Origin of the sequence: Mesobacillus subterraneus (assembly GCF_020524355.2) — a bacterium.
GTDB classification, from domain to species: Bacteria; Bacillota; Bacilli; order Bacillales; family Cytobacillaceae; genus Mesobacillus; species Mesobacillus subterraneus_C.
On sequence record NZ_CP129019.1, the window covers coordinates 2,443,336 to 2,458,380 of the forward strand.

Consider the following 15,045-nt stretch of genomic DNA (forward strand, 5'->3'; position numbering starts at 1 on the left):
TCACCCCCGCTAGAATTAATCGAGCAACGTCAACAGTTTTTTTGCAAAACCCTCGTCCAACAGGGCTACTACAACACGTGCTTCCTTGCCGATCGCCTGGCCAAGCTGAAACCGGTCCGGGACCACTTTGTAAGGCACATTATAGGATTTGCACTTGTCGGTAATCTTTTTTGTAGTATTTGCGGATGCATCCGCAGAAAGCAAAATGAGTTTCGCCTTCCCGCTTCTGATTTCTTTGACGGAAAGCTCTTCCCCTGAAATAATTTTCCGTGCTCGATTGGCTAAGCCAAGCAATGACATCCATTGATTTGAGTTCATCAGGATTGTCTGCTCTCCTTTTCGATGAGGTCATTCAACTCATCGTATAATGCATCGTCCACTTGAGTTTCAAGCTGCTTGGACAATATGTTTCGTTTCTTTGCTAATTGCACTGCTTCTTTATCTTTAGAAAGATAAGCGCCCCGTCCTGATTTTTTGCCTGTCAGGTCGATGGAGACTTCTCCTTCCTTGGAGCGAACGATGCGAACTAGTTCTTTTTTCGGTCTCATTTCACCGGTAGCGACACATTTTCGCATAGGAACCTTTTTGCGGCTGTTCACGATCATTCACCTCACCTTAATCGATGTCTTCATCTTCAAAATTGTCATCTGCAGTTAAGAGCGGCTCATTGTCACGAGGATAAATCCCGGAATCCCTTGCCTCAGTTTCTGCTTTGATGTCAATCTTCCAACCAGTCAATTTAGCAGCAAGTCGCGCATTTTGCCCGCGTTTTCCAATTGCAAGCGATAGCTGGTAATCAGGAACAATAACCGTAGTCGCTTTTTCTTCTTCGTTGACAATGACATCAAGAACCTTGGATGGGCTCAACGCGTTGGCAACAAATACGACTGGGTCTTCAGACCATTTCACGATATCGATTTTTTCACCCTTAAGCTCGTTGACGACAGCCTGGACACGGTTTCCACGAGGTCCTACACAAGAACCAACTGGATCCACTTCTTGATTGTCTGAGTGAACAGAGATCTTAGAGCGGTCCCCTGCTTCACGCGCCACTGATTTAATTTCAACAGTTCCATCATAAATCTCAGGAACTTCAATCTCGAAAAGTCTCTTTAACAGTCCCGGATGAGTTCTGGAAACGAAGATTTGTGGACCTTTAGTGGTTTTTTCAACCTTGGTGATAAATACTTTGATGCGGTCGTGAGGCTTATAGTGTTCGTTCGGCATCTGTTCATTCGCTGGCAGGATCGCCTCAATTTTCCCAAGGCTTACATAGATGAACTTAGGATCCTGGCGCTGAACGATACCTGTCATGATATCTTCTTCACGATCAATAAACTCAGAATAGATGATTCCTCTTTCTGCTTCACGGACACGCTGAGTAACTACCTGCTTGGCAGTCTGCGCAGCGATTCTTCCGAAATCCTTAGGCGTGACTTCAAGTTCAACGACGTCTTCAACCACGTAATTCGGATTAATTTTCTGTGCTTCTTCTAAAGAAATTTCCAAACGCGGATCGAAAACTTCATCGACAACTTCTTTCCTCGCAAAAACGCGCATGGAACCATTGCCAAGGTTTAAATCAATACGGACATTTTGCGCCTGGTTAAAGTTACGGCGATACGCTGAAATAAGCGCTGCCTCGATTGCATCAATTAAGATGTCTCTGGAAATTCCTTTTTCTTTTTCAAGAATCGTAAGAGCATCCATCAATTCGCTGCTCATGAGATATAAATCCCCCTTTTTTACTACCCTACTTGGTAAGGCTCTTTTCGAAACCCTGCCCTCTGTCCACCAGCTCAAACCTTAAACGTTTTCATCTGCCACCAAGGGAAGGATGATGCTTAAGCATGCTTGAGCTTTTGCCTAATAATAACAGGTCCGAAACGATCCTTTGATTAATTAACTGAAGATATTTTCTGGACAGATTATGAAAAAGTGACAGCTAGTCTTGCGCTGGCAATCTTATCAAATGGAATAACGACTGTTTTCTTGCGAGTTTTTATCTTCACATCAACAGTGACAGTTTCCCCATTGTACTCCGTTAAGACCCCTTCAAAAGCCTTTTCCCCATCGATTGGTTCATAAGTCTTAATGAAGACATTCTTGCCGATTGCTTTTTGATAATCTTTCTCCTTTTTCAGCGGACGTTCTGCACCTGGTGAGGAGACTTCCAAAAAGTAGTTATGCGGGATTGGATCCATGGCATCGAGCTTTTCGCTAAGGCGCTCACTGACGATGCCGCATTCTTCGATATCAATTCCGTTGTCCTTATCAATGTATACGCGCAGGAACCAGTTCTTTCCTTCTTTGACATATTCGATGTCTACCAATTCTAGTTCGTTTTCATTTAAGATGGGAGTTACTAGCTCTTCCACAACTTCGGTAACCTTGCTCATTAAATCCCTCCTTTGACACAACCTCTTTACTTAATCACTATTTGGTTTTTATCCCCGTAAAAGTGCCTAACAAACAAGAAAGAGCGGGTTGCCCCACTCTCATCTGCCAGAGATATCCTTAGTATTTCCAATAAAAATATAACATAACCAGATATTTATTGCAAACAAACGACAGTTATAGCTTGCCTTACCAAAAGCTAAATTAGAATAATGATAACTGGTTCTGGTCTGGCATGCCTTCAAGGCAGCCATGGTTGTCCAGGTATTCAAGAATGGTTTTGGAGATCTTACCGCGTTGCTGAAGATCTTCCTTAGACAGGAATTCTCCTTCTCCGCGAGCTTTAACGATATTTATCGCCGCGTTCGTCCCAAGTCCAGGTATCGCATTAAACGGCGGGATCAGCTTATCGCCTTCAATGATGAACTCTGAAGCACTCGATTTGTAAAGATCGACTTTCGCGAATCCAAATCCACGCTCGCACATTTCAAGAGCAAGTTCCATGACGGTCATCAAATTCTTTTCTTTTGTCGACGCTTCAAGCCCCTTAGCGCTGATTTCCTCAATCACCGCACGGATGCTCTCTGAACCACGGACCATTGCGTCTACATCGAAGTCATCTGCCCTTACTGTGAAGTAAGCTGCATAATACATGAGAGGATGGTGCACTTTGAAATACGCAATCCTCACTGCCATCAAAACATAGGCAGCCGCGTGGGCTTTAGGGAACATGTACTTGATTTTCTTGCAAGAATCGATGTACCATTCCGGCACCTTATTTTTGCGCATTTCCTCTTCCATTTCATCTGTAAGTCCTTTACCCTTACGGACCGATTCCATGATTTTAAAAGCAAATGCTGGCTCAAGTCCCTGGTAGATCAGGTATACCATGATATCATCACGGCAGCCAATTACTTCGCTAAGGTTACAGATATTGTTATGGATCAATTCCTGTGCATTTCCGAGCCATACGTCCGTTCCATGGGAAAGTCCGGAAATCTGTACAAGTTCAGAGAATGTCGTCGGCTTCGTATCCTCGAGCATCTGGCGAACAAAACGCGTTCCGAATTCAGGTATACCCAATGATCCAGTCTTTGATATGATTTGTTCTTCAGTCACACCGATAGATTCTGTTCCGCTGAAAATTTTCATGACTTCAGGGTCGTCAGTCGGTATAGTCTTTGGATCAATCCCGCTTAAATCCTGAAGCATTCTGATCACGGTTGGGTCATCGTGCCCAAGAATATCCAGCTTCAACAAGTTATCGTGAATCGAGTGGAAATCAAAATGGGTTGTTTTCCATTCAGATGTACTGCTGTCTGCCGGGAACTGAATTGGTGAAAAATCAAAAATATCCATGTAGTCCGGTACAACGATGATTCCGCCAGGGTGCTGGCCGGTGGTACGTTTTACGCCGGTGCAGCCGGATGCCAGACGGTCAATTTCCGCACCGCGAAGCTGCAGGTTATTGTCCCCCTGGTAGCCTTTTACGTAACCATAGGCCGTCTTATCCGCAACTGTACCTATTGTTCCCGCACGGTATACATATTCCTCTCCGAACAATACTTTTGTATAGTTATGGGCACGAGGCTGATATTCACCGGAAAAGTTCAAATCGATATCGGGAACCTTGTCCCCTTTGAAACCAAGGAATGTCTCAAACGGTATATCATGTCCGTCTTTTTTATATTTAATGCCGCAATCTGGACAGTCCTTGTCAGGAAGGTCAAACCCTGAACCGACTGATCCATCGTTAAAGAACTCCGATTTTTTGCATTTCGGGCATACATAATGCGGCGGAAGCGGATTTACCTCGGTGATTTCCGTCATCGTCGCTACAAATGAAGATCCTACCGATCCACGTGAACCAACTAGATAGCCATCGTCCAGCGACTTTTTAACGAGTTTATGGGAAATCAGGTAGATAACCGCAAATCCGTTGTCTATGATACTTTTCAACTCTTTTTCGAGACGCGCCTCAACAATTTCAGGAAGGTCGTCCCCATAGATACTGCGGGCTATACCATAGCTCATGCTGCGCATTTCTTCGTCTGCGCCTTCAATTTTCGGTGTGTAAAGATCATCCTTGATCGGCTTTATGACATCGATCATGTCAGCAATCTTGTTTGTATTTTCGACAACAATCTCTTTTGCCTTTTCTTCTCCCAGAAATTTAAAGGCATCAAGCATCTCATTCGTTGTCCTGAAATGAACGTCAGGAAGTTCGTGTCGGTTGAGCGGGTTGGCTCCGCCCTGGGAGTTGACCAGGATTTTGCGGTAAATTTTATCATTTTCATTCAGGTAGTGAACATTGCCTGTTGCAACAACAGGCAAGTCCAGCTTCTCCCCAAGCTTGACGATATTGTTAATGATATCCTCAAGTGCCTTCTGGTCCCGTACTAGTTCCAACTCCAGCAAGTGTGCATAAACAGCCTTGGGATGGACTTCGAGGTAGTCATAGAACTGTGCTGCTTCTTCGACCTCTTCTGGCCCTTTTTGCATCATGCCCTCAAAAACTTCACCTTTGTCACATGCGGAACCAATCAAGATCCCTTCACGATGCTTATTCAAAATTGATCGTGGAATCCTGGGCACACGGTAAAAATAATCAATATGTGCTATTGATACTAATTTAAAAATATTTTTCATGCCCACTTCATTCTGGGCCAGCAATGTTGCATGGTGAGGACGTGCACGCTGGAAGGCTTTACCCTGGACCATATTGTCATTCAGCTGGTCATGGTATTCAAGCCCTTTTTCAGCAGCATCCTTTAACATGCGGAGCAATAGATAGCCAGTAGCCTCGGCATCATATATCGCACGGTGATGCTGGGTCAATTCAATATCGAATTTTTTGACCAAAGTATTCAATCGGTGGTTCTTCATATCTGGATAGAGGAAACGGCCAAGTTCTAGTGTATCGATTACTGGATTTGGCGCTTTGCCGATCCCGATTTTTTTATAGCCAACATTCAAGAATCCCATATCGAATGACGCGTTGTGAGCAACAAGGACAGAATCGCCTGTCCAATCATGAAACTTTTGCAGCACTTCACTAATCTCGGGAGCACTTCGGACCATATCATCCGTAATCCCGGTAAGATTGATTGTCGTTGCTGATAAACGGTGATGCGGATTTGCGAAAGACTCAAAGCGGTCGATGATTTCACCGCCGCGTATTTTAACAGCTGCCAGTTCAATGATGGTATCGTATACTGCTGACAGACCTGTTGTTTCGACGTCAAATACGACATACGTATCCTCTGCCAGCAATCTGTGAGCGCTATTATAAGCAATCGGTACTCCATCATCAACAAGGTTTATTTCCACACCGTACAGGATCTTGATATCATTTTTCTTTCCTGCCCCAAAGGCTTCCGGATAGGATTGCACGACTGCATGGTCCGTGATGACCACAGCTTTATGACCCCACTTTGCCGCCTGGGCAACCAGTGCGCTAACAGGAGTCACCGCGTCCATCTGGCTCATTGGTGAATGAAGGTGAAGCTCTACTCTTTTTTCTCCCTCAGGTGCTGAATCAATTCTTCCCTTAGGTTTAATTTCATTTACGTCATTTCCAATCATGACAAGATCGCGGACAAATGTGTCATTCTGGATGCTTCCTCTTACCTTTAGCCACATTCCTTTTGATACACGCTGGTAAATAGCTGCGTCTTCTTTATCGCGCGAGAACATTTTTACCATGATGGAGCTTGTGTAATCAGTGATTTTAAATGTCAAAAGCGTCCTGCCGCTGCGAAGTTCTTTCGTTTCTGCAAAGAATACATATCCCTCAACAGCTACGCGGCGCTCTTCATCAACGATGTCTTCAAGCTTGCGGAAATCAGCATCGTCTTTAATCGTGAGCCCAATATTAACAGGCCCATCCAGCGGGGGGTCCATCTCCCTTGGCTTGTTCAGCTTCCTTCTTCTGCATCTCGATCATTGCCATCAGACCGCGTTCCTGATCTTCTTTTTCTTTTGCCTTCATGAATTTTTCGTATTCATCTGAAGAACTTTCTTTACTTACGACCGCATCAATCGTCAGTAAAGGAAAGCCGAAGCTCTGATAAATATCAGCAATAACGCTGCCATACTTACGCTTAAGAGCAAGTCCTTCAGTTTCATTCCTTACTGTTAGTATGAGTTTTGTTCCATGAACTTGGGGAACTTGTTCATTCAGAAGCTTTAACAATGGTGGCGCGATACCATCGATTTCTTTTATGCAAGACTTCCAGTAATCAAGGATCACCTGGTCACCGATTGCCTGTTCAAGTACTCTTACCGAGTAAGATATTTTCGCAATATGTGAGAAAGTTTGTTCCAGTTTCCCTATGAATGTATTATAGAGCTGACAAGGAATGATTCTCTCAAACTGGAAAAAGAAGTGCCATTTCCTTGCTTGTTTTTCTATCACTACCCTGTCAATTTCAGCATTTTGAAAATGAGTGACAATTGCATCTTCTGTTAGCTGCAGCTGTTGCAGCAGGAGCTGAAATCTTTCTTTTTTCCCTGAAGAAAGATCACCCATGGTTATTTCTCTCCCATCTGAAAAGCTTTAATTATATCTATAGGGCGTAAATTGCCCGTATGTCTAATCGTACTAATATGTGTTTAATAGCAAAGGTTATTATAACATAAAATCCATGTCCCGTTGCCTGTGTTTGATATTACCATTTTGGTGTTCTATTAGGAATATAATTCTTCTGGTGTCAGCCACTTTCAGCTCAGCTCGAGAGCCCAACTAACCTCCACGATACACAGGCGACCGCAACATTTTACTAGTATACTGCGTGATGATTTTTAATGTGACGATAATCCTGGAAGACGCTCGGTTATCCGCACTTTATCACTCTTAAAGTGACGATTAATCTGGAGAATTTCAAAACCGCCAAAAAAGCGAATCCTACGAAAGGATTCGCTGACTGATTATAGTTCTTTCAATATATTTTTCAACGCATCTGCCAATTCATCTTTCTGTACTTCTTGCATTTCGCCATTTTTACGGATTTTAACTTCGACGATACCATCGCCGGCTTTCTTGCCGACTGTAACTCTTACAGGCAAACCAATCAGGTCTGAATCTGCGAATTTCACACCTGGTCTTTCCTGTCGGTCATCCATGAGCACTTCCATTCCTGCTGCCTGCAGGCTTGAGTATAGCTCTTCTGCCAATTCTGCCTGTGCGCTGTCTTTCATGTTAACCGCAATGAGATGGACATCGAATGGTGAAATGGTGGTTGACCATACTAGTCCATTTTCATCATTGAATTGTTCTGCTACAGCAGCCATCGTACGGGAAACGCCGATTCCGTAGCAACCCATAATCATTGGTTTTGTTCTTCCATTTTCATCAAGGATTTCGGCATTCATTGCCTCGCTGTATCTAGTACCAAGCTTGAAAACATGTCCAACTTCAATGCCTTTTGCGAAGACGATTGTTCCCTGCCCATCTGGAGAAGGATCACCTTCTTTGATGAAGCGCAGGTCTGTATAAGAAGTAACCTTGAAATCACGCTCAGGGTTTACATTCTTATAATGGTAATCCTCTTCATTTGCTCCGCAGACTCCATTGACTACTGCTTGTACAGCATTGTCTGCAATAACCTCAACAGCTTCTACTCCGACAGTCCCAAGAGAACCTACTGAGCACCCAAGAACATCTTTAGTTGTCGCTGTATCTGCTAGTTCAACAACTGAAGCCTCAAAGTGATTCTTCAATTTAATATCGTTCACATCATGATCTCCCCGCACTAAGACAAGTACATAGCGATCATCCACTTTGAAAAGCAAAGATTTGATGCAATCTTTAGACTCCACATTAAGGTAGGAAGAGACTTCTTCAATGGTCTTCTTGTTTTCAGTCTGTATTTTTTCAAGTTCCTCAACAGGTTCACTGCTCGTCTCATAAACAGCAGTTACTGGTGCCATTTCGATATTCGCCGCGTATTCAGAACAATCGGAATATGCAATCGTATCTTCACCGACATCTGAAAGGACCATGAATTCATGAGTATCCTTCCCTCCCATTGCACCAGAATCAGCGATAACGGCACGGAAGTTCAAGCCACAACGTCTAAACACATTGGAGTATGCCTGGAATAGACGTTCATAAACATCATCCAGACTCTCTTGTGTAGCATGGAAAGAGTATGCGTCCTTCATGATAAATTCACGACCGCGAAGGAGACCAAATCTTGGTCGTTTTTCGTCACGGAATTTAGTCTGAATCTGATAAAGTGTCAACGGAAGACGTTTATAAGATTTTACTTCATCACGGACAAGGCTGGTGATAACCTCTTCATGAGTTGCGCCAAGGGCAAACTCACGGTCATGCCTGTCTTTTAATCTCATAAGCTCCGGTCCATACGAATACCAGCGGCCTGATTCCTGCCATAGTTCAGCTTGCTGCAGAGCTGGCATGAATAACTCGGCAGCACCCGCATTGTTCATTTCTTCTCTGATGATTGCTTCTACTTTCTGCAGTACTTTGCGCCCTAAAGGCATATATGTATAGACACCGCTAGCATTTTGGCGAATGAATCCAGCCCTGAGCAGCAGCTGATGACTTTTGACTTCTGCATCTGATGGAACTTCTCTTAATGTAGGAATAAGCGACATGCTTTGCTTCATTGATTACACCTCATAGAATTAATTCATGTTTATTAAAAAATGTTCCTGCCCGGTGGAGTCCGGGCAGGAAGTTAAATGTGTTATTGATTAGCTAACTTACAGGAAGAACCTTTGAATATCATTCCAAGTTACCACAAGCATTAGCAGCATTAATAATGCGAAGCCAACAAAGTGGACCATTCCTTCCTTTTGCTTGTCGATTGGTTTTCCTCTTAGCGCCTCTACCGCAAAGAAGGTCAACCTTCCACCATCAAGTGCCGGGAATGGCAGGAGATTCATGATTCCCAGGTTAATACTTAGGATCGCAGCCCATTTCATAAGGTAGAAGATACCGGATTTGGCAACCGTGTCAGTTGAGACATAAATGCCCACAGGTCCTGAAAGAGCATCTATTGAAAATTGGCCGGTCAACAATTTGCCTAGCATAGAAAAGATTTCTACTGTCCAGAAATAAGTTTCCTTCACACCGTAGGTAAGGGACTTTAGCGGTGATTTTTCCACAGGGTTGTATACACCGATTAATCCGATTTTCTCCCCCTCAACATCTTGTGTCGCAGGTGTAACCGGAACCTCCACACTCTCTCCATCACGCACAATCGAGAAGTCCAGTTCATTTCCTGGATTCTTTCGAATGATTTCCACAACATCCTGCCAGCTGGAAACTTCAGACCCCTCAATGCTGTTGACAACATCCCCTTCTTGAAGTCCTGCCTTGAGCGCACTACCATCTGGAGTAAGTTTACCCAACTCAGGTTCATTCGATGGGATTCCCTGGAACAAAGCAAGGATGATGAAGATAACCATTGCCAGGATAAAGTTCATCATCGGTCCAGCAAAGATTGCCATCGTTCTTTGTCCAAGCGTTTTGGAACCGAATTGCCTGTCATATGGAGCAATTTGCGTCTCTACACTGTTCTCGACAAGAACCGCTGTTTTACTAATTGAGAAGGATGCCAGCTTGCTGTCATCCTCCCCTTCTTCATAACCTTTAATAAAAAGCTCGCGTTCAATGTCGGCTTTCTCCACTTCAACTATTCGTGCATCAGGATACTTTTCCTTATTATTTAGTATGATTTTTTGAACTTCTTCACTCTTGTTAAAAAGCAAACCAATTCTATGCCCTGGCTTGATCTCAATCATTTCAGGATCTTCGCCGGCCATTCTAACAAACCCTCCGATTGGAAGGAGGCGGATGGTATATGTCGTTTCATTTTTCTTAAAAGAAAAGACCTTAGGACCGAATCCAATTGCAAATTCACGGCAGAGGATACCTGCTCGTTTGGCGAAAATCAAGTGCCCGAGTTCATGAAAGAACACCAAGGCACCAAAAATGACGATAAAGGCAATAACTGTATTCAAATTTTCTAACCACCTTTTATTAGGATAAGAATCCACTCTTGAGACTTAAATTTATAGTAGTGAACTTACATACCTTCTAGTCTCTTTGTCAACCTCTTGAATCGTTTCAAGGTCGGGGCTTTCTATGCTGCAATGATTTTCCATTGCTCTCTCTATCAAGTCCTCAATTTGAAGAAAAGTGATTCTGTCTTCCAAAAAGGCGGCTACTGCTGCTTCATTCGCAGCATTCATGACCGCAGGCATTGTGCCTCCCTTCCGACCAGCTTCATAGGCAAACTTCAGGCAGCGAAACCGCTTGAAATCCATTTCTTTAAAGTGTAGCATGCCAACTTCCGCCAGGTTCAGTCTTTTGCCAGATACTAACGGGAGCCTGTCTGGGTATGTAAGAGCGTATTGAATTGGCACTTTCATATCCGGTGTTCCCAACTGGGCCACAATACTCGTGTCATGGAATTCTACCATCGAATGAATGATGCTTTCACGATGGAGGATGACAGAAATATCGTCATAAGGGAGTGAGAATAGCCAATGTGCCTCAATGACTTCTAACCCTTTATTCATCATTGTTGCGGAATCAATCGTTATCTTTGCTCCCATCGACCAGTTAGGATGGTTCAATGCATCTGCTTTTGTAACGCCCTGCAGTTCTTCCCTGGTACGATCTCTGAAGCTTCCTCCGGATGCCGTGAGGATTAGTCTCTCGATGTTTTTATCTCTTTCACCTTGCAAGGCCTGAAAGATTGCAGAATGCTCACTGTCAACTGGTAATATGGGCACATTATTACGCTTTGCCTCTTCCATCACTATATGACCTGCAGTTACAAGTGTTTCCTTATTCGCTATCGCAATCGTCTTACCTGATCTGATCGCTCCTAGTGTTGGGTTTAAACCAACACTACCGAGTACAGCATTTACAAGTATATCCGACTTGTGGAAAACAGCAGCTTCTTCAAGTCCTTCTTGTCCGTATACAATCTTAACCTGTGGAAAATCGGACTTTAAACGTTCAGCATCATCTTTCTCCTGGACAGATACCAGTTCAGGCAGAAATTCAGATATGATCTTCCTGGTTAGTTCTACGTTCTTACCAGCAGACAACGATACAAGCTTAAATTCTTCAGGATGCTCCCTAATAACATCAAGCGTTTGGATTCCAATTGATCCTGTAGCTCCCAACAAGCTGATTCTCTTCACAAATTTCACTCCTAATATCTCCAACGGGAACTAATCCTTTCCCGGTATAATCAAATTCAATGGTTCGTTTCAATTCACATCCATATCAATAATCGCTTGGGTCCATTATAGCAAATGGAACAAATGAATTAACGGCCAGACAAACAACAGACTGTCAAAGCGGTCAAGCATGCCACCATGCCCTGGAAGAATGTTCCCTGAATCCTTTACATTGTAATGTCGTTTTAATGCTGACTCGACAAGGTCTCCTACTTGGCCAAACACAGACAAAAATGCAGTGGACACAAGAAGGATCAAAATCGATACCTTCATTTCTCCAAACACACTGAACAGCACAGCAACTATAAGTGCAGAAACTATTCCGCCAAAAAATCCTTCTGTTGTCTTGTTCGGACTGATTTCCGGCCATAGTTTATTTTTGCCAAATGCCCGACCGATGAAATAGGTCCCTGAATCAGTAGCCCATATGATGAACAGTGAATAAAACACATAGGTTAGGTTTGCCTCTCTAGTTTCAATGAAGAAATAGAAACCAAGTCCAACATAAAGTGTAGACATGATTGAAAAAGCAACTTCCTCAAAAGTGAAGCGATTTTTAGTAATGACCGTATACGTCAGAAATAAAAGCACTCCAAGAAAGAAAAGCTCTAATTTTGTATAATCAATTTCATTTAAAAAATCACTATATTGGTCGGGTATCAAGAATATCCATAATAATATCAAAGAAAGAATCCCGGGAAAAGAGAATAGCTTTATTTGCTTCATCTTGAGTGCTTCATATAAAGCGACGGAAGCTATTAGGTAAACCATTGATATAAATGGCCAGCCTCCAAAAATAACGATTGGAAGAAAAACAGCCGCTGCTATGACTGCTGTAATGATTCTTTGCTTCATCTATTTATTCACACCTTTTTTATACTCCTCCAAAACGCCGTTGCCGGGCGGGTCTGGAATGCTTCAATTGCTTCGACAAAATGTTTTTCATCAAAATCTGGCCACAGTACATCAGTAAACCAGAACTCGGTATATGCCAGCTGCCAAAGCATAAAATTGCTTAAGCGAATTTCACCACTTGTCCTGATTAACAAATCCGGATCATTTAATTCCTTTGTCATCAAGTAAGACGAAAAGACTTCTTCCGTCAACTCACTTTCTGTCATTTTACCATTTTTCACGTCATCCATGACTCTTTTAACACCGTCAAGGATTTCAGCACGGCTCCCATAGTTAAGGGCAAAGTTCAAGACTAGGCCGGTATTATCCTTCGTATCTTCCATCGCTTTTCCTACTGCCCTTTTCGTATGCTCTGGAAGTTTATCCATATATCCAATCATTTCGACACGGACATTTTCTTCTATTAATTCAGGTAGGAAGGTGCCTAGGAATTCTTCTGGCAGTTTCATCAGGAAATCAACTTCCATTTTGGGCCTTTTCCAGTTTTCTGTCGAAAAAGCATAAACAGTAAGTGTCTTTACACCAAGCTCATTAGCCAGCTTGGTTATTTTCCGGACAACCTTCATGCCTTCATGATGACCAGCAACCCGGGGCAAAGCGCGTTTTTTAGCCCAACGCCCATTACCATCCATGATAATGGCAACATGGGAAGGGACTTCATGATCTTTAATTTGAAGTACGCGATTACGGAAACTGGAAGGATTTTGATCCTTCTTCCACGGATTCATTTTATTTAACATTCGGACAGCTCCCCCAAAGATTATCTTTAGCTCCAATGAGTCATACATCCAGACGCTGACTAGTCTGGCATTCGATTGGCGCTGAAGCCGGACTGCTTACTAAAACAATCCTTTTCTTTTCTCTTTCAATTCCATATGCCACTATCATACCAAAAAAGAAAAAAGATATCTCTATAAACCGTTGGACTCACCTTAATATTCTACAACTCCAGCCTGCTCCTGAACATAAGAAGCCTTATATTCAGAATATGTTGTTTAGTAGTAAATCAGAATATAACAGCCAACATTATTATATTCTATCATTCAAGCCGTTTTCGTAAACTCTTTGTTTTTGAAAACCTTTAGAATCACATGGTATTTGTATAGAGAAAAAACCCCCTGGAAAACAGAGGGTTTTCGATGTTGACCACAATGGAAGCCTTACACTTCCATGATTTCTTTTTCTTTGTCTTTTGTAATCTGATCGACTTTTGCGATATGTTCATCTGTTAGCTTTTGAATATCGTCAGAGTATCCACGGAGGTCATCTTCTGTGATTTCTCCATTTTTTTCTAGCTTCTTCAAATCTTCGTTGCCATCGCGACGAATATTGCGGATAGCGATTTTTGCTTCTTCAGCTTCCTTTTTAACCTGCTTTGCAAGCTCCTTGCGTCGCTCTTCAGTCAGCTGAGGAATAGCGATCCTGATGATTGATCCATCGTTTGAAGGATTCAGTCCAAGATCAGACTTTAAAATCGCTTTTTCAATTTCACCAAGGATTGATTTATCATATGGCTGGATAACCAAAAGACGTGCTTCCGGTACAGAAATACCAGCAAGTTGATTGACTGGAGTTGGCGCTCCATAATAATCCACTTGAATTCTGTCTAAAAGAGAGGCGCTTGCTCTGCCTGCACGGATGCTGGCAAGTTCGCGGGTGTAAGCTTGGATCGCTTTTGACATTCTTTCTTTCGCATTAGCAATTGCTTGTTTTGGCATTAGTTTTTCCCCCTAACGATTGTTCCGATTGTTTCACCCATTACTGCTCGTTTAATATTACCTTTTTCCATAATAGAGAATACAATTAACGGGATATCATTGTCCATACACAGGGATGAAGCTGTTGAATCCATGACTGCTAGACCTTCCTTCAGCACATCCAGGTATGATAATTCTTCATACTTTGTAGCATTTTTGTCAACTCGCGGGTCTGCAGAATAAACGCCATCAACGTTATTCTTCGCCATAAGGATCACATCTGCTTCAATCTCCGCAGCACGCAATGCAGCTGTCGTATCCGTTGAGAAGTACGGATTTCCTGTTCCTGCTGCAAAAATGACGACGCGCGTCTTCTCCAGATGCCTGATTGCTCTTCTTCTGATGTATGGCTCTGCCACCTGTCGCATTTCGATGGAAGTTTGAACCCTTGTCTCGATTCCCGCTTGTTCCAGGCTGTCCTGTAAAGATAAGGAATTCATGACGGTAGCAAGCATGCCCATATAGTCTGCCGTCGCTCTGTCCATTCCCATTTCTTCACCGATTTTACCTCTCCAGATATTTCCTCCGCCAACTACCACAGCGACCTCCACACCCAGTTCAGCAATCTCCTTCACCTGGTCTGCAACATTTTTAATTACCGACGGATTGATGCCAAATCCTTGTTCTCCGGCTAATGCTTCTCCACTTAACTTTAAAACAACTCTTTTGTATTTAGGGCTCGTCATAGGGTACCTCCATATGTAAATTTAGGCTTCGCGACTATAAAATCTACTCGCGTTAAAAAGCCTAA

General features: G+C 43.0%; 10 protein-coding genes and 2 pseudogenes. All 12 read right to left on the reverse strand.

Annotation, left to right across the window (positions count from 1 at the left end):
• Nucleotides 1-15 precede the first annotated feature (15 nt).
• Nucleotides 16-318, reverse strand: coding sequence for a YlxQ family RNA-binding protein (locus LC048_RS12680; protein ID WP_226600644.1), 303 nt, complete (start codon nt 316-318; stop codon nt 16-18).
• A complete protein-coding gene (gene rnpM / locus LC048_RS12685; RefSeq protein WP_226600658.1) occupies nt 318-599 on the reverse strand; it encodes an RNase P modulator RnpM in 282 nt (93 codons plus the stop codon). The genes LC048_RS12680 and rnpM overlap by 1 nt, the downstream gene beginning before the upstream one ends.
• 16 nt (nt 600-615) lie before the next feature.
• Nucleotides 616-1,725, reverse strand: a complete 1,110-nt coding sequence (gene nusA / locus LC048_RS12690; protein ID WP_226600643.1) for a transcription termination factor NusA — start codon at nt 1,723-1,725, stop codon at nt 616-618.
• 203 nt (nt 1,726-1,928) lie between these two features.
• Entirely contained in the window at nt 1,929-2,399 is a 471-nt protein-coding gene (rimP, locus tag LC048_RS12695; RefSeq protein WP_226600642.1) for a ribosome maturation factor RimP, read from the reverse strand.
• Between the two features lie 202 nt (nt 2,400-2,601).
• Nucleotides 2,602-6,928: pseudogene (locus tag LC048_RS12700) on the reverse strand (PolC-type DNA polymerase III).
• 398 nt (nt 6,929-7,326) lie between these two features.
• The gene (locus tag LC048_RS12705) at nt 7,327-9,030 is read right to left on the reverse strand and encodes a proline--tRNA ligase (RefSeq protein ID WP_306047913.1); all 1,704 of its coding nucleotides are present in this window, start codon (nt 9,028-9,030) and stop codon (nt 7,327-7,329) included.
• A 96-nt stretch (nt 9,031-9,126) separates the two neighbouring features.
• Nucleotides 9,127-10,389, reverse strand: coding sequence for an RIP metalloprotease RseP (rseP, locus tag LC048_RS12710; protein ID WP_226600639.1), 1,263 nt, complete (start codon nt 10,387-10,389; stop codon nt 9,127-9,129).
• Nucleotides 10,390-10,440: 51 nt separating this feature from the next.
• Entirely contained in the window at nt 10,441-11,583 is a 1,143-nt protein-coding gene (gene dxr, locus LC048_RS12715; protein ID WP_226600638.1) for a 1-deoxy-D-xylulose-5-phosphate reductoisomerase, read from the reverse strand.
• A 105-nt stretch (nt 11,584-11,688) separates the two neighbouring features.
• Entirely contained in the window at nt 11,689-12,477 is a 789-nt protein-coding gene (locus tag LC048_RS12720; RefSeq protein ID WP_306047914.1) for a phosphatidate cytidylyltransferase, read from the reverse strand.
• Nucleotides 12,478-12,496: 19 nt separating this feature from the next.
• Nucleotides 12,497-13,277, reverse strand: a pseudogene (locus LC048_RS12725) (isoprenyl transferase).
• Between the two features lie 420 nt (nt 13,278-13,697).
• Nucleotides 13,698-14,255 (reverse strand): ribosome recycling factor, encoded by a 558-nt coding sequence (gene frr / locus LC048_RS12730; protein WP_226600635.1) that lies wholly within the window; start codon nt 14,253-14,255, stop codon nt 13,698-13,700.
• On the reverse strand, nt 14,255-14,980 hold the full coding sequence (pyrH, locus tag LC048_RS12735; RefSeq protein WP_041967223.1) for a UMP kinase: 726 nt from the start codon (nt 14,978-14,980) through the stop codon (nt 14,255-14,257). The genes frr and pyrH overlap by 1 nt, the downstream gene beginning before the upstream one ends.
• Between the last annotated feature and the right edge of the window lie 65 nt (nt 14,981-15,045).